Below are 15,969 nucleotides of genomic sequence, written 5' to 3'. Positions count from 1 at the left end.
TTTCGTCCCTCGGCGGTTCAAGGCCGCCGCGAACATTTTTATTCCCAGCAGCCTAAGCCGCTTGTCCCGTCCGCTTGTGGCGGGCAAGGATCGTTTCAAAACCGGCCAGGAACGCCTCGGCATCTTCTGCCTTGGAGTTCCAGCCAAAACTCACGCGCAAAGCGCAATCGGCAAGGTCGCGCTCGACGCCCATGGCGAGAAGCACATGGCTGGCGCCAACTTTCCCCGATGAACAGGCCGAGCCGGCCGAAACCGAGAGGCCAGCCAGATCGAGCGCCATCATTGCCGTGGCATTTCTTACGCCCGGCACGGCGAAATTGACCACATTGCCGACGCGTTCGACGCTGTCGCCAAAAATCACAACATCGGGCGCAATGGCCCGAAGTCCATCTTCCACGCGCTTCGTGAGCGCCCGGACGGATTCCATATTCATACGTTCCGCAGCGGCCGCAGCACCGAAGGCACTGATGAGCGGCGCCGATTCCGTGCCGCCACGACGGCCCTGCTCCTGCCCGCCACCGGGAATGAGCCGCACTGTATCGGCATGGCCTTTTACCAACAGCGCACCAATACCGGCCGGTGCACCGATCTTGTGGCCGCTGATAGCCACCATATCGGCAGCCGAGGCGGCAAAATCCAGATCGACCTTGCCCAAGGCCTGGACCGCATCGATGACCAGGGTATGGCGCGTCGGGCCGACGAGAACGGAAATCGGGCCGATCGGCTGAACCACGCCGGTCTCGTTGTTCACCCAGTGAACGGCAACGAGCAGCGTGACGCCTTCATCATCCGCGCGCTGCAAAGCGGCGCGAAGTTGATCCAGATCAATACGGCCATCGGGCTGAAGTGGAATTGTCCAGACCGGCAGGCCCGTGGCGTCGGCCGCCTTGGCGACCGCAGCATGCTCCCCCGCACTGATCGCCACGGCGCCTGCCGAGAAGGTGCGCGCGCCGCCGACAACGGCCTGGGTCAGGGCTTCGGTGGCCGAACCGGTAAAGACGACCTGACGGGTCTCGGCGCCGGCAAGGCGCGCGACCTGTTGGCGGCCGGTCTCGATGAGATCGCGCAGCTTGCGGCCATGGGCGTGAACAGAGGACGGATTGCCGGTCAAATCGAGCGCAGCATAGAGCGCCGCGCGCGCTTCTGGTCGAAGCGGAGCGGTGGCATTGTGATCGAGATAGATGCTCTCTTTCGCCATCTGCCTTCTTTGGGGCTCTCGTGCCCGACATACCTTCCATGCTGGGATCGGGACGCTGGAACATCCCGCAAACCAAACACTTCTTGAAATTTGCCGCCCAACTTCATTACAAGGGGCGCTCAACATGGCCGCTTGCGGCCAAAAACCGAATTTCGAACCATTCTAAACTGGTTTTTTCGACCCATGTTTTAGGGAGGCTCCCGCGCTTAGTCAAGCCGCGCGGAAAGCAAACCTGAATAGTCGGATCAACTTAGTGACAGAGCCGAAAAAGGCCGGAAAAGACACCATGCCTGAAGTTATCTTCAATGGCCCCGAGGGCCGCCTCGAAGGCCGCTACCAGCCGGGCAAGGAACCGAACGCGCCGATCGCCATCGTGCTGCATCCGCATCCGCAGTTCGGCGGGACGATGAACAACCAGATCGTCTACAACCTCTTCTATATGTTCGCCGAGCGCGGTTTCTCGGTGCTGCGCTTCAATTCGCGCGGCGTCGGCCGCTCGCAGGGCGTATTCGACCACGGCATTGGCGAACTCTCGGACGCTGCCGCAGCGCTCGACTGGTTGCAGATCATCAACCGCGAATCTCGCGGCTGCTGGATTGCCGGCTTCTCCTTCGGCGCCTGGATCGGCATGCAACTGCTGATGCGCCGCCCGGAAGTGGAAGGCTTCATCTCGGTTTCCCCGCCGGAAAACCTCTACGACTTCTCGTTCCTGGCCCCCTGCCCGTCTTCGGGCCTGATCATCCATGGCGACAAGGACCGCGTGGCACCGCCCACTTCGGTGCAGAAGCTCGTGGACAAGCTCAAGACCCAGAAGGGTATCACCATCGACCAGCAGATCGTCGAGGGTGCCAACCACTTCTACGAAGGCAAGATCGACGAACTGACGACCCGGTGTGCCGAATATCTCGACCGCCGCCGTCAGGAGATCGCGGACGGCGGCGGGCGTTGATTTAGAGCGCAATCATTGCGGTCACACCCACTGGATTGTCATCCCCGCGAAAGCGGGGACCTCCGTTTTCTACCGCCGGCCTTTCAACAGGGGTTCCCGCTTTTGCGGGAATGACATTGTGGGAGGGGCAGCATCTGGATCGCACCAAAATGACCAAGTACAAATCCGACTTCCTGCGCGTCCTCGATGAGCGCGGCTTCATCCATCAGATTTCCGATCCCGAGGGCCTCGATACGCTCGCGGCGACATCCAAGATCACCGGCTATGTCGGCTATGACGCGACGGCGACGTCGATCCATATCGGCAATCTGATCACCGTCACCATGCTCTACTGGCTGCAGGAAACCGGGCACCAGGCGATCAGCCTGATGGGCGGCGGCACCTCCATGGTGGGCGATCCTTCGTTCCGCGACGATCAGCGCAAGCTTCTCACGGTCGAGCAGATCGAAACCAATATCGCCAGCATCAAGCGCGTCTACGGCAATATTCTCAACTATGAAGGCTCGAACCCGGCCATCATGGTGAACAATGCCGATTGGCTCCTGAAGCTCAATTACATCGAATTCCTGCGCGATGTAGGCCGCCACTTCTCGGTCAACCGCATGCTGTCGTTCGATTCGGTAAAGCTGCGCCTCGACCGCGAGCAGTCGCTGAGCTTCCTCGAATTCAACTACATGATCATGCAGGGCTATGACTTTACCGAGCTCAACCGGCGCTATGGCACCGTGTTGCAGATGGGTGGGTCGGACCAGTGGGGCAACATCATCAATGGTGTCGACCTCAGCCATCGCATGGGCGGGCCGCAGCTTTACGCGCTGACGACGCCGCTGTTGACCAAGTCCTCCGGCGAAAAGATGGGCAAGTCCGCTTCCGGCGCCGTGTGGCTCAATGGCGACCTCTTCTCGCCCTATGATTTCTGGCAATATTTCCGGAATACCGAAGACGCCGACGTGGTGAAATTCCTCAAGATTTTCACCCGCCTGCCGATTTCGGAGATTGAGCGCATCGGTGCGCTCGGTGGCAATGAGATCAACGAGGCCAAGAAGATTTTGGCCACGGAAGTGACCGCCATCGTCCATGGCCGTGACGCGGCCATTCAGGCGGCGGCAACGGCCTTGGCGACGTTCGAATCCGGCGCCATCGATCTGTCGCTGCCGACGGCTGAAGTGACGCATGCCGAACTCAATTCCGGCATCGGCATTCTCAACGCTCTGGTAACGGCCGGTCTTGCTGCCTCGAACGGCGAAGCGCGTCGACATATCGCTTCGGGGGCCGTGAAGGTCAACGATGCGAGCGTAGAGGACGACAAGCTGAGCCTTGGCGACAAGGCGCTGCTGCCGGAAGGCGTCATCAAGCTTTCAGTCGGCAAGAAGCGCCACGCGCTGATCAAGCCGATCTGACAGCTCGCTAGCCCCTCCCCTCCATCGTCACCACCGGGCTTGTCCCGGTGGTCCCCAGCGGAGGCGAGATGGATTGCCGGGACAAGCCCGGCAATGACGACGAAGGATGGGTTTGATTTTTAGGCGTCGCACGTCGGTGCGGCGCCTTTTTCATTCCTGCGGCAATTCCCGCGCCCGGAATTCGAACAGCTCGCGGAACGCGCCGGGGACCAGCAGGGACAGCGGGTTGATCTGGAACTGCGGATTGTCCAGCGGCCCACGCACCGCAAAGGTGACGCCGACGAGGCCCTCGCCGTCGCGGCCGCCCAGGAGCGGGCCGAGGAGCGGGATTTGCTGGAAGGCGTTGTTGAGGCCGAAGAGCGGTACATAGGTGCCGGTCAGGTCGTATTGGCGGCTATTGGTGTAGATGAAGCCGCGCATGGTGCCGCCGACCGTGCTGCCCGAGAGCACGCCGCGGGTGACTTCGACGCGATCGCTGCGGCGGATGAAATCGGCTTCGGCGGCGTCGAAATCGAGGCGATTGCTGCGGGCGATGGCGGCACGGGAATCGGAGTGATTGCCCAGGATTTGCGCCACATTGGCTTCATCGACGATGGCGAAATTGCGCATGAGCAGGCGCCCGCCTTCGGCGTCCGCTTCTCGGTCGGTGGTGAGCACGAGGCTGCCGCTGCCGCCGGCAAGCTGGGAATAGACGCCGAGGAAGCGCAACACCGTGCCGGCATCGTTGAAGGCGACGCTGAGCGTGCGGCCATTGGGCGCCGGATTGGTAGTGACGGAGAGTCCATTACCCTCGCCGAATTGAGCCGAGACCGTCGCGCGGCGGAGATCGGAGCCACGCAGGCTGAGGTTGAGATCGACGTTGAAGGCCGTGGTCGCATAGAAGCCGATGGCGCGGTCGAGCTGGACGTCGAGATTGATGGCCTGGTCGATCTGCGTGGTCTGCACGCCGCCACTGCCCTCGCCGAGGCTGAAGAAGCGGCTGAGGAGCGGTTTCAGGTCGAGTTGCGCGCCGCGGATTTGTACATCGAACCCGCCACCATTTGGTTTGAGGGTAAGCTGCGCGCTGTCGCCGGAACTGAGGGCGACCTTGTCGAACTCAGCGAGCACCAGACCGTCAGTCGCGTGATAGTCGATCTTGCCCGATAGCTGCACCGCGCCAAAGCCGAGGCTGATATCGGTGAGATGGGTCACCTCGCCATCCATCTTCACGGTGGCGGTGAGGCTGCCCGGCGTGCCGGCGGCCTTGGTGATGCCAAGGTCCTTGATGGTGAGGCCGGCATCGACGAGATCGACGGACATCTTCATCGTGCCGTCTGCTGCCGGCTCGGCCACGAACCGCACTTTGCCCGACAGGAATTCCGAGGCGTCGAAACCGAGCTTGGCGAGATCGGCCACCTCGACGGTCGAACCAAGCTGGAAAACCGGCGCGGTGGTCGGCGTGCCGGTGACCGCGAGATCGGCCGCCATGCCGTCGATTTCGGCCGTGCCGCCAAGCTGGTAGCTGTCCTGCGTTGCCGAAAAGGTCAGTTGGCCATTGCCGATCGTGCGGTCCTGTATCGGCTCGCTGCTGGCGAAATTGGTGACGGTCCCATTGGCCGCATAGTCGATATCCATCTCTTTGCCCGTCTCCTCGGCGGGCAGACCGATGGTGGCGACGAGGCCGAGATCGATATTGCCGGTAATGGCGGCGAGGTCGACCGGAAGCTCGATCTGGTCCAGCGCCTCGGGCTGTAACTGTTCGGCCAGCGAGAGCAGAGCCGGGATCGGCGCACCGAGGCTGCCGGACACTTCGAAAATGCTCTCCTCGGGATTGGAGGTTTCGAAGATCATGGCGGGACGCCTGACGGCGATCGTGCCTTCATCGGTGTCGATATTGCCGCCATCGGCGGAAATCGTCGTCTTGGTGCCGGTCACCTGCAGGCGCGTCAGGCCATCGAGAGCAATCGGGTCCATGGCTTCGGTTGCGCGGATAACCACGTCGTCGCCGACGATGTTGATATCCATCGCGTCCTTGGGCATGGCCTTGGCCGAGCCATCGACCGAAAGCGTGCCGACGGGAAAATCGAATTCCAGCCGCCCCTCGACCACGTGACCGCCGGTGACATTGGCGACGAACCAGTCGCGGCTCTCGCCCCCCATGAAATAGGGCCAGATGCGCTTGACGTCGTCGGCCGTGACGCCCTTGCCGGCGACGGTCATGTCTATGCCGAGGCCGGTCTGCAGCATGTCCATGCGACCCGTGGTCTCGATGATGGCGTCGCCCTTCTTGGCAACGAACCGGTCGATGCCGACTGCGCCGTAAAGCGGTGCCGACCAGCCGGAAAAATCCATTGTGTCGAAGGGCTGTTCGGGCGCCGCCATGTCATTGGGGTGCAGTGCCACGTCGGTGGCGCGCACCGACATGCCTATGGTCGGGCCATATTTCTGGTCGAGGCCCATGGCAAAAATGCCTGAAATGCGCCCCTTGCTCTGGCCAATCTGGATGGCGGAATCGGCGAGCCGGAACTGCCCGAGATCGGGATTCCAGTCGATTTCCATGATCGAGCTGACCACCGGGAAATAATCTGTGCCGATGCGCAGGTCGATGCCGGTCAGGTCTACGCGAAAGGTGCCGTCGACGAGTTTGCCGCCGGCCGGATCGAAACCGATATCGATGGAAAGCGCACCAGTGCCACGCATCGCGGCCATGCTCGTCGCATCGTCGATAAAGGGCAGCATGGCGGCAAAATCGATATTGGTCGCATCGACCTTGAGCCGTGACGTTCCATCGTCCTCGACCACGCGATCGATCGTGCCGGTGACGGTTCGTCCGCCGATCCTTGCGGAAAATTCGCCCGTCGTCTGCCGTCCATCGGCGGATGGCCCGACTTCCAGAGCGACATCGTCGAACCGGCGATAGAGGCCGTAGACGGAATCGGTCATGTCGATGGTCGCGTCGCGGACCACGAGCTTTGAAAAGCGGCCCTGCTGGGTCATCTCGACGAAATCGTCGATGCCGACTTCCATGGCTTCAAGATTGTAGACTAGCCAGTCGTTGTCCGAGCGCAGCTTGGTGCCGTCAGCGCCCAGGTTCAGCCCTTCGGCGCCGATGCCCACGGGGGAATAGGCCTGTTCGCCTTCGAGCACGCGCAGCGTCGGCACGCCGCCCTCGGGATCTTCGACGATCTCCATGCGCGCAAGGCGCGGGCCGTGCAGGTCCTGCACCAGTTGGAGGTGCGGCCCCACCACGGTGATCGAGGCGCCGGGTTGGCCCATGAGCGCGCGCAGGGGCGAAAAGCCGACTTCCAGCGCCTCCATGGCGATACGCGAACCCGAAAGCGTGTCGGTGAGCACAACGGGCGAAAACCGCACGACCGGCCAGACACCATTCTCGACGGCGATAGCCAGATCGCCCATTTCGAGCTTTGACGTGGCCGGCAGCATGGATTGCACGAAGCCGCGGGTCGCATCCCCCGAAAATGGCAGGCGGATCGGGGTTATCAGCAGAACGAGATAGAGAACCAGCAGCAGGCAGGCCAGAACGCCGAGGAGCCAGCCGAGAATGCGCCGTTTCCGGCGCCGTGGTGCAACGGGAGGACGAGGCGGCGATGTTGGCGCGGGCTGATCTGCCGAAATTGTCACTCGCTCACGTCTATCCAGATCAGGGTCACCCAAAGGTGCATGGAGATGCAAAAGAAGACGGCCTGCCCATCGCAGTTTTTCGGCTCGTCCAGAAATCTACCTCAACACATCTTAAGCAGTGCTAATTCGTTGCAGAATCATCCGCCAGCCGGGCTGCAATGCCCAATGATACCGGCTGGATTGTGGCGCTGACACCCTCTAATGCTTTGCTTCCAAAGGCGAGTCGATCATGACGCATTTGAAACCGGGCGATCCCGCTCCAGACTTCACCCTGCCCCGTGACGATGGCAGCAGCTTCACCCTGTCTGCCCAGCGCGGCAAACGGGTGGTGATCTACTTCTATCCGGAAGACGATTCCGGCGGCTGCACCGACGAAAACATCGAATTCTCAGACCTTTCGCCGGAATTTGCGGCGCGTGGCGCCGTGCTCGTCGGCATCTCGCCCGACGAAATCCCGAGCCACCAGAAATTCCGCGCCAAATATGGGCTAAAGGTGCCGTTGGCTGCCGATCCAGGTCATCTGGCGATCGAAGGTTTTGGGCTCTGGCAGATGAAGAAGCTCTATGGCCGCGAATTCATGGGCCTGATCCGCACCAGCTTCATCATCGGCGCCGATGGCAAGGTCGAACGCATCATCCGGGCCACGCGCATCAAGGGCCATGCCGCCAAAATGCTTGCCGCGCTTGAGGAATTGGGCCCCGCCGCCTGAAGTCTCTGGCATCCTTCGGGTTTTCTTAACCATGCGCGCTCATAGTCTACTTACCATAGGTGTTCGTAGCGTGAGGAAAGCAAGGTGGTCACCACGGCCGGGTTCGCAGACCGCAAACGCCAGGGCAAGCCGCCAATGCGGGGCGTTCATCCCGGCATTTTCTATGGCATGTTCGCCCTGCTTTTTGCCGGCAATGTCTTTGCCGGTACCGCCCTCTATCTCTCGCCCGACATTGCCCGGCTGCTCAATGGCCGCACCGATGAAGTGATCGGCGCCTATGAGGACCGGATTGCGCAGATGCGGGTCGAGATCGACCGCCTGCATTCGCGCAGCTTTGCCCAGGCGGGCGACATCAACCTGCAATTGCAGGAGCTTTCCCAGCAGCAGGAAGTGCTGCTGGAGCAGCACCAGCTCGTAAAGGTGCTGGTGGAGAAAGCCGATTCCCTGGGGATAGCCGCTGCCGACCTGCCAAGCACTGACATGGCCGAGACTCTGCCTCTCGCCAGCATGACCGGCAATCCCGATGTCGACGCCACGGCTCTCAGCCTCGAACGCATGATGGGCGAGACGCAGATGGCCATGCACGGCATCGCCGCCGTCGCCTCGACCCGCGCCGACGAAATCGCCACGGAAATGCGCCAATTGGGCATTCCCTTCGCCCTGCCCGACCCCGAAGCCGACGCCATGGGCGGCCCGCTGCTGCCGGCGACGGACGAACTCAACGGCACGCCGATGCTCGACGACGCCAATGCCGTCATGTCGGCACTGCTGCGCTACAAGGCGGCGCGCGAAAGTCTTGATACCGCGCCGGTGCACATGCCGATTTCAGGCAATTTCCGGCAGAGCTCAAACTTCGGCAATCGCAAGGACCCGTTTACCGGGGGCCGCGCCTTTCATTCGGGAATGGACTTTGCTGCGCCGAGCGGCACGACCGTCATGAGTGCGGCGGCCGGCGTCGTGACCTATGTGGGCACGAAGTCGGGCTATGGCATGGTGGTGGAAGTGACGCACGACAATGGTCTCGTCACCCGCTACGCACATTTGAGCGGCTATCTTACTCGCGAAGGTCAGGCGGTGAATACCGGCACGCCGATCGCCAAGGTGGGCTCCACGGGGCGCTCGACTGGGCCGCACCTGCACTTTGAAATCCGCAAGGCGGATGAGGCGATCAACCCCAAGGCGTTTTTGGATGCGGGGAAGCGGCTCGTGGCTGTGATCGGGTAGTTTGCAGGTTGCCAAGCCAACCCACCGGGCTGCCCTCGGGCTCGACCCGAGGGTCGCTATCCGCGCGTATCAAAAGCTGACGCGGCTCACCGACTGGCCCTCGGGTCGAGCCCGAGGGCAGCACAGTTATTTTGGCGGTATTGAGGCTTCCAACGACGCTTACGCCTCGCCCGCCACGTCCGTGGCCACGCCGACGCGTTGCGCCAGGGCTGCTTCCATGAACTCGTCGAGATCGCCATCGAGCACGACGGAAGGCTGGCCGCTTTCCACGCCGGTCCGGAGGTCCTTCACCATCTGATATGGCTGCAGGACGTAGGAACGGATCTGGTGGCCCCAGCCGATATCGGTCTTGTTGGCCGCCTGGGCGTTTGCCGCTTCTTCGCGCTTCTGCAATTCCATCTCGTAGAGACGGGATTTCAGCATGGCCATGGCCGTGGCGCGGTTCTTGTGCTGGCTGCGCTCCTGCTGGCACGCCACGATGATGCCCGAGGGCACGTGGGTGATGCGGATGGCCGAGTCTGTGGTGTTCACGTGCTGGCCGCCAGCGCCCGAGGCTCGATAGGTGTCGACCTTGAGGTCGGCTTCGCGGATCTCGATCTCGATGGAATCATCGACCACCGGATAGACCCAGCAGCTCGAAAAGCTGGTGTGGCGACGCGCGGCCGAGTCATAGGGGCTGATGCGGACGAGACGATGCACGCCGCTTTCGGTCTTGAGCCACCCATAGGCATTGTGGCCCTTGATCTGGATGGTCGCGGACTTGATGCCGGCTTCTTCGCCGTCGTGCATTTCCAGCACGTCGACCTTGAACTTCCGGCGTTCGGCCCAGCGGGTGTACATGCGCAGGAGCATGTTGGCCCAATCCTGGCTCTCGGTGCCGCCGGCGCCGGAGTGGATTTCGACATAGCAGTCATTGGAATCGACTTCGCCGGAGAGCAGCGTTTCGATCTGCTGGCGGCGGGCCGCCTGCTTGAGTTCGAGCAATGCGTTTTCGGCATCGCGCACGATATCGGCATCGCCCTCGGCTTCGCCGAGTTCGATCAGTTCGATATTGTCGGAAATGCCGGATTCAAACTCGCGCACGGCCTTCACCGCCACATCAAGTTCGTCGCGCTCGCGCATGGTTACGCGGGCCTTTTCCGGATCGTTCCAGAATTCGGGAGATTCAGTTTGCGCCGTTAGCGCATCGAGACGGAGTTGTGCAGTATCCCAGTCAAAGATGCCTCCTCAGCAGGGTAAGCACCTGCTCGATTTCGGCAACGGCCTTTTCAATTTCCGCGCGCATCAAAAGTTCCTTTTCGAAAGTGCGCCCCGTTTAGCGGAGCGACGCCCGGGGATCAACCTTTGCGTCAGCGGCGGCCGAGCTTGGCAAAGCGCCGAATAGCCGCCTCGCGCTTCAGCCGCGAGATTTTGGTGAGAAAGAACACGCCATTGACCTGGTCGATCTCGTGCTGGGCCACGCGGCCAGCAAAGCCGGAAAGGGCGAGTTCCTGCCCCTGCCCCGCCTCACCGTCAAAGGCGATCACGGCCGAGTGGCCGCGCAGGACCTCCACCTCGATGCCGGGCATGGAAACCGAGCCTTCCGGCCCAAGCTCCTGCGGTCCATCGGTGGAAAGCACGCGTGGATTGTAGAGCACGCGATAGTCGCGCGTTGTGGGATCGCCCAGGCTGACCACGGCAACGGGCGCCACAATGCCGATATGGACGGCGGCAAGCCCATAGGCTCGCGCCTCTTCGGCGGCAGCCCGCAGGCGCCGGCCGACATCGAGCAGATCGGCGTCCACCGGGTGGGCGGAAGCGGCCTCGTTGAGCCGCAAATCGGGATAGAAAATGAAGGGGTCGACTTTGGTCAAATCAGCATCCTCGGGGCGCCCATCTTGCATGTTGCGGCCTTGGCTGGTAGGTCCAATCCCGGCTGGTCTCGTAGCTCAGCAGGATAGAGCACAGGATTCCTAATCCTGGGGTCGTGGGTTCGAATCCCGCCGAGATCACCACTGCCGCCGGCCCCGGTTGCGCCCGCGATTCTCCCCTTCGCCGCCAGTCTCCCAGCGATCTCAAGCGCTTGCTACGCGTAACAGGACGTTAACCAAAACCCCTCACGCTCGCTTCTGGTTACGCTTGAACGGAGAGCACCATGCAGGACGAAATCCAGCGACGCGCCTATCATCTGTGGGAGGCCGATGGTCGCCCCGAAGGTATGGACCAGACCTATTGGTTCAAAGCCGTGTCCGAAATCGCGGCAGACGCCGCCAAGACCATCAAGCCGCCGCGCAAACGCGCCGCACCGCGCGCCAAGAAGGTCGCGGCTTGAGCCTGATTGGGTTGTCGGGACGGAAATAGCAGCAGGAGTGGTCCGCCGCCGCTCCTGCTTTTCTTTTACCAGACGCGCGGCCAGTAGACGTCGTCGGCATAATCGGCCGGAATGGGCGAAAGACGGCCGATGGCCTGGGCGGCATATTCGATCTGCAGGGCAAGGTGGCGGATATTGTCAGGAACCGGAGTGCCGGTGACGAATTCGCGAACGCGCCATTCTTCGATCTTGAGCGACTTCAGGCGGCGGCGCGCTTCGTACTGCACGTCTTCGACCTCGACGGCACGCTGTGGCATGGCCCTTTCAGGCAATGCTTCCGTCCACTCCCGTGACCCACTGATGACTGCGAACCGCACGATACGCCTGCCTTCCCGCTCCCCAAACGCCGGGAGCATGGTTCAATATGTCATCATTCCGTTACATAACCGGTAACGACCAGTACTTGAGCGGCATGGCAGCCATGCTAGTTTGAGGAATGTCTATTCTCTATCTCATGGCCGCCAAGGCAGAATTCGGCCCGCACCTGGCCGCCCGCATCCAGCCCGTCATGATCGGCATTGGTCCGGTCGAGGCGGCAGTTTCAACCACCAGAGCTCTCCTCGAACGGCGCGACAATCTGCCCAAGCTGGTCGTCTGCCTGGGTTCGGCGGGTTCAAACCGGCTGGAGCAGCTTGGCATCTACCAGGCAATTTCCGCGTCTTACCGCGATATGGATGCTTCGGCCCTGGGCTTTCCGAAAGGCGTCACGCCCCTGACGGACCTGCCGCCAACGCTTGGCCTTGTGCCGCCTGTTGCCGGCCTCGTGCCCGCGACGCTCTCCACCGGCGGCAATGTCGTGACCGGCAAGGCCTATGACGCCATTGCCGAAGACATGGTCGACATGGAGACCTTTGCCGTGAAGCGCGCCTGCCAGGGTTTTGGCGTGCCGCTGCTCGGCCTGCGCGGCATTTCCGATGGTGCCGAAACGGTCAGCCGCATCGAGGACTGGACGCAATACCTGCACATCATCGACGAGCGGCTTGCCGCGGCCGTGGATATTATCGAAGCGGCCTATGCTTCGGGCGAAATCGACCTCACGCCTTAGGCGTGTTCTTGCGGTCGCGGCGCTTGCGCTGCCACGTGGTCCATTTGCGGCTGCCGCGCACGATAGCCAGGTTAACCGGGCTTTGCAGGAAGATGAGATCGAGGGCCAGCAGCAAAAGGCCCAGCGGCAGCATCCAGATACCGAGGACCGGCAGGAAGCTGAAAATCCCGCCGAGCACCAGCAGAATGCCGAGCGGGATGCGGATCCAGCGTGCTTCCGGCCGGCGCAGGCGTGCCAGCCAGCCGCCGGCAGTGCGCGGAATCCTGCGCTCGAGCTTGTCGAACAGTCGATTGAGACGTTGGGCGTGCTTGCTCGTCATGTCGAAACCATCCGGCTCCCTAGCTCTCGGCCCCGGGTCGCGGGGTCGAAGTCATTGATTGTGTACGGAACTTGTGTCCGGCCAATGGCGTTGCGCCCATAATCAGGGAGTAACCCATGCATCTTGAAGATTTGTTCACGAACCGCCGCCGTCAACACGATCCGCTTGACGCCCTTGCCGCCCAGATCGGCGAATTGCGCCGCCAGACGAGGCATATCAGCCGCACTTTGTCGCACAATGCCGGCGACGTAGCGGGCGATCTCGGCGATACCCTTTCCGATTGGGGCCATGACGCGGCCCGTCAGGGCGCCTGGCTCGCCGGCGTTGCCAGCCGCAAGGCGGTCCAGGGTGCTCGCGCGGTGCAGCGCGATCCCGTGCCGGTCATTGCGGTCCTCGGAACGGCCGTTCTGCTGGCCAGTCTCATCGCTCGTCGGCGCTAGCAATCTCTTAACCCTCCTTCTGAGGTCTTCCTTAAGGCTGTCGGCGCATTTTCGGACCAAGCCGCAACTCGGCAACACTCCGGAGATGCACCTTGGCCCCCTTTGCTCGCCTCGCCATCAAAATCTCGGCCCTTGCCGTCGTCGCCACCAGCCTCGCCGGCTGCAGCTTTCTCGGCATCAATTTCGGCATGGCCCAGATGAGCGACAAGGAATGCATGATGCGGGCCATGTATTTCGAATCCAACCGGTCGAGCCCCGACGGCATGCTTGCCGTCGGCACCGTGGTGATGAATCGCCTTTATGACTCGCGTTATCCCAAGAGCGTCTGCGGCGTCGTCGGCCAGAAGAACCAGTTCGCCCAGGGCGTTCTCACCAAGCCGATGACCGATAGCGGCGCTGTGCTGGCTTCGCAGGTCGCCGATCAGGTTCTGCGCGGCGCGCGTCATCCGGGTGTCCAGAATGCCCAGCATTTCCATACGGCAGGCCTGCGCTTCCCCTACGACAACATGTTTTACGTGCTCGAAGCCGGCGGCAACGAATTCTACGAGAAGCGAACCCGCTAGAAGTCGCCGCCGATATCGAAATCGCTACCCCAATCGCCGCCACCATCATCGATGCCGGGATCCTGCGGTTCGGCTGGCACTTCCGGTTCCGCCGCTTGAGCGTCGCCGGTAAAGAGACCCGCCAACGCACTGCCGAGCAGTAGCCCGCCGGTTACGCCAAGCGCGGTCTGTGCTGCGCCGGCAAGGAACCCGCCGCCGCCGGCCGATCGGCGCCGGTCATACTGGTCGGCGTCATCGGGACCCTGGCCCCACGGGCTGCGCTGCGGAGCGCGGGGCGGTGTCGGACGGTCATTGCCGAAGATGCCACCGAGAAAGCCGCCCTGCCCCTGCCGGGCCTCCAGCGCTTCGATGCGCTCCTGAGCCTCGCGCAAGGCGGCTTCCTGCACGATGATCGTCTGTGCCATGTAATAGGCCGCAGCCGGATTTTCGGAGAGACGCTGGCGGATGAGCCGCTCGGCGTCGACATCGCGCGGATCGCTGTTGCGCTCCACATTGTGCAGCCGTTCGAACAGATCGTCGATGGCGCGTTCGTCTTCGGGTCTGATCATGATGGTCTCCCTCGTCTGTGATTGGACATGGGAAGACTTTGCCCGCGATGCAATGGCGCAAGGCGGCGGTCACATGGATTTCACTGGAGCTCGGGTTCGTCCGGTTTCCAGCCGGTCGCCTGGCTCTGCCGCAGCACGAAGCCGATCACTGCCGCCACGGCCTCATAGAGCTCGACCGGGATGGTATCGTCCACCTCGACATGACTCAGCGCCTCCGCCAGCACCGGATTGGCCTCGATGACGATGTCGTTTTCCGTGGCAATGGCCAGGATCTGCTCGGCAATCAGCCCCCTGCCCTTGGCCACGATACGCGGCGCCTGGTCGCTTTCCTTCTCGTATTGCAGCGCTACGGCCAGCGGCGTCACTTTCGGCTCGTCCGTCATCGCTTCGCATCCACAAAGTGACCGGCGGCAGCCGGAGCATGCGTTTCTCCCGGGGCGCCGACGCGAACGACGAGCGCGCCGGGTTTGAGGCCGACGGATTCAAGGCTGGTGCGCAGCTCCTCGATATTGTCAGAAAACGCCTTGGCGGTTTCGTCGCGATCGGCCCAGAGCATAATGCCGGTCGTCTGTCCGCGCAGCGACACCTGCGCGCCGACCTCGCCCAGATCGGGCAAATTGACCGCAAAGCGCACCTGCCAGCCACGATCCTCGGGTCGATTGGCGTCGCCCCCGCCATCGTGATGGATTTGCAATTGCAGCACGGCCTGCTGCTGGCCGAGGGCAATGGGCAGGTCCATGTTCCATTGGCTCTCGCCGCCCCTCTGGGCCTCTGGCAGCGACGCATGCTGATGGAGACGCACCCGCGACAGCGCGCCTTCGGTACGCTCCAGCAGCAAGCGCCCGAGGTCTTCTGCCTCGTCGGGCAAATCGAGCAGTGGCACCTCGGGCAGTTTTGCGCGCGGCAGGACGTGCCGCAGCGGCGGCGGAATCTGTGAAATCTGAGCAATCTGCGGCTGGTTGCCGAGCCATTGGGCAAGGCCCTGTCGCATGGCAAGCAGCCCCGACTTTGTGTCGGCGCCTGCGGCCGCCGGAGATCCCTGCGCCAGCATCGCCTCCTGGAAAATGCCGGAACTGCGCAGCGCAGATTTGAGCGCGCCAGCATCGATCTTGCCGTCTCGTGTGGTCAACTGGTTGTCGAGGATCTGCCGCGCGGCCTTCAGCACCGGTTCCGGTAGGCCCGCCCGTCCGATGGCTGCAGCGAGCATGCCGGTAAGCGCGCCGATACTGCCCTGGCCCGGCAAGGCCTGTTGCACCATTTGCGCCAGCGCTGCCGCCTGGGGACCCGGCAATGCACCCTGCGCAGGCACGGTACCGGGCGGCGAGCCTGTCGGGTTCGCACCGAGCCCCGCCATGCCATAAGGCGCCGCGCCCGGCCGCTGCAATGCGGGCCCGGATGGCGCAACGGCAGCGCCCGGCGGAGCAATGATCGGGCCACCGGCCTGCGCCGACGGTGCCGGCGCGGCAGTTGACGCGGCCACGGGCGCTGCAATGCCGGCAGCCAGCCCCGTTGCTCCCGCCCGCGGCGCTGCAGCGCCGGGCGTTGCGCCGGCCACCCCCGCGGGCGGGCCATAGGTGAGCGGCCCCTGCGGCATGGCAGGGCG

General features: G+C 62.8%; 16 protein-coding genes, 1 tRNA gene and 1 pseudogene. 9 read left to right on the top strand and 9 right to left on the bottom strand.

Features of this window, described 5'->3' with window-relative positions; all coding sequences use genetic code 11:
- Nucleotides 1–52: 52 nt before the first annotated feature.
- Entirely contained in the window at nt 53–1,198 is a 1,146-nt protein-coding gene (locus tag JP75_RS02160; RefSeq protein ID WP_035078633.1) for a cysteine desulfurase family protein, read from the bottom strand.
- Nucleotides 1,199–1,484: 286 nt separating this feature from the next.
- Between JP75_RS02160 and JP75_RS02155 the strand changes: the two genes are divergently transcribed.
- Nucleotides 1,485–2,147 (top strand): alpha/beta hydrolase, encoded by a 663-nt coding sequence (locus JP75_RS02155; RefSeq protein WP_035078631.1) that lies wholly within the window; start codon nt 1,485–1,487, stop codon nt 2,145–2,147.
- Nucleotides 2,148–2,296: 149 nt separating this feature from the next.
- Entirely contained in the window at nt 2,297–3,547 is a 1,251-nt protein-coding gene (gene tyrS, locus JP75_RS02150) for a tyrosine--tRNA ligase (protein WP_035079128.1), read from the top strand.
- Nucleotides 3,548–3,697: 150 nt separating this feature from the next.
- Here the strand turns inward: tyrS and JP75_RS02145 are convergent, their stop codons facing one another.
- Nucleotides 3,698–7,168 (bottom strand): hypothetical protein, encoded by a 3,471-nt coding sequence (locus tag JP75_RS02145; RefSeq protein WP_035078629.1) that lies wholly within the window; start codon nt 7,166–7,168, stop codon nt 3,698–3,700.
- A gap of 229 nt (nt 7,169–7,397) precedes the next feature.
- Between JP75_RS02145 and JP75_RS02140 the strand changes: the two genes are divergently transcribed.
- Together JP75_RS02140 and JP75_RS25015 are read left to right on the top strand one after the other, a co-directional pair.
- A complete protein-coding gene (locus JP75_RS02140; RefSeq protein WP_035078627.1) occupies nt 7,398–7,877 on the top strand; it encodes a peroxiredoxin in 480 nt (159 codons plus the stop codon).
- An 84-nt stretch (nt 7,878–7,961) separates the two neighbouring features.
- A complete protein-coding gene (locus JP75_RS25015; protein WP_051960174.1) occupies nt 7,962–9,101 on the top strand; it encodes a M23 family metallopeptidase in 1,140 nt (379 codons plus the stop codon).
- A 159-nt stretch (nt 9,102–9,260) separates the two neighbouring features.
- On the opposite strand, the gene prfB is transcribed toward JP75_RS25015, so the two are convergent.
- Together prfB and JP75_RS02125 are read right to left on the bottom strand one after the other, a co-directional pair.
- Nucleotides 9,261–10,386, bottom strand: a protein-coding gene (prfB, locus tag JP75_RS02130) for a peptide chain release factor 2 (RefSeq protein WP_152565704.1) whose coding sequence is annotated in 2 segments (ribosomal slippage) — nt 9,261–10,316 and nt 10,318–10,386 — 1,125 coding nt in all. Because the reading frame shifts where the segments join, the coding sequence is not laid out codon by codon here.
- A 64-nt stretch (nt 10,387–10,450) separates the two neighbouring features.
- Complete coding sequence (locus JP75_RS02125; protein ID WP_160194627.1) at nt 10,451–10,954, bottom strand: peptide deformylase; 504 nt, start codon at nt 10,952–10,954, stop codon at nt 10,451–10,453.
- A 64-nt stretch (nt 10,955–11,018) separates the two neighbouring features.
- On the opposite strand from JP75_RS02125, the gene JP75_RS02120 reads away from it, so the two are divergent.
- Nucleotides 11,019–11,095: transfer RNA gene (locus tag JP75_RS02120), tRNA-Arg, on the top strand.
- Nucleotides 11,096–11,235: 140 nt separating this feature from the next.
- The gene (locus JP75_RS25730) at nt 11,236–11,412 is read left to right on the top strand and encodes a DUF2934 domain-containing protein (RefSeq protein WP_084587415.1); all 177 of its coding nucleotides are present in this window, start codon (nt 11,236–11,238) and stop codon (nt 11,410–11,412) included.
- 65 nt (nt 11,413–11,477) lie between these two features.
- Here the strand turns inward: JP75_RS25730 and JP75_RS02115 are convergent, their stop codons facing one another.
- Nucleotides 11,478–11,708, bottom strand: a complete 231-nt coding sequence (locus JP75_RS02115; protein ID WP_051960171.1) for a hypothetical protein — start codon at nt 11,706–11,708, stop codon at nt 11,478–11,480.
- A gap of 179 nt (nt 11,709–11,887) precedes the next feature.
- On the opposite strand from JP75_RS02115, the gene JP75_RS02110 reads away from it, so the two are divergent.
- A complete protein-coding gene (locus JP75_RS02110) occupies nt 11,888–12,496 on the top strand; it encodes a 5'-methylthioadenosine/S-adenosylhomocysteine nucleosidase (protein ID WP_051960170.1) in 609 nt (202 codons plus the stop codon).
- Here the strand turns inward: JP75_RS02110 and JP75_RS02105 are convergent.
- On the bottom strand, nt 12,486–12,815 hold the full coding sequence (locus JP75_RS02105; protein WP_035078622.1) for a hypothetical protein: 330 nt from the start codon (nt 12,813–12,815) through the stop codon (nt 12,486–12,488). The genes JP75_RS02110 and JP75_RS02105 overlap by 11 nt on opposite strands.
- A gap of 116 nt (nt 12,816–12,931) precedes the next feature.
- On the opposite strand from JP75_RS02105, the gene JP75_RS02100 reads away from it, so the two are divergent.
- Nucleotides 12,932–13,255: a hypothetical protein gene (locus JP75_RS02100; RefSeq protein ID WP_035078619.1), complete on the top strand. Its 324-nt coding sequence runs from the start codon at nt 12,932–12,934 to the stop codon at nt 13,253–13,255.
- Nucleotides 13,256–13,443: 188 nt separating this feature from the next.
- A pseudogene (locus JP75_RS02095) lies at nt 13,444–13,815 on the top strand (cell wall hydrolase); the annotation flags it as partial.
- On the opposite strand, the gene JP75_RS02090 reads toward JP75_RS02095, so the two are convergent.
- The 3 genes from JP75_RS02090 to fliK all read right to left on the bottom strand — a co-directional run.
- Nucleotides 13,815–14,366, bottom strand: coding sequence for a DUF2076 domain-containing protein (locus tag JP75_RS02090; RefSeq protein ID WP_035078616.1), 552 nt, complete (start codon nt 14,364–14,366; stop codon nt 13,815–13,817). The pseudogene JP75_RS02095 and the gene JP75_RS02090 sit on opposite strands and share 1 nt — an antisense overlap.
- A gap of 80 nt (nt 14,367–14,446) precedes the next feature.
- On the bottom strand, nt 14,447–14,749 hold the full coding sequence (locus JP75_RS02085) for an EscU/YscU/HrcU family type III secretion system export apparatus switch protein (RefSeq protein ID WP_051960164.1): 303 nt from the start codon (nt 14,747–14,749) through the stop codon (nt 14,447–14,449).
- The coding region (gene fliK / locus JP75_RS25010; protein ID WP_051960162.1) for a flagellar hook-length control protein FliK at nt 14,746–15,969 on the bottom strand (1,224 nt) is incomplete at its 5' end. The genes JP75_RS02085 and fliK, both read right to left, overlap by 4 nt.

Origin of the sequence: Devosia riboflavina, from assembly GCF_000743575.1 — a bacterium.
Taxonomy (GTDB): domain Bacteria; phylum Pseudomonadota; class Alphaproteobacteria; order Rhizobiales; family Devosiaceae; genus Devosia; species Devosia riboflavina.
Note: the sequence above shows the minus strand (reverse complement) of the source record. Positions and strands in the feature narration are given on the sequence as shown.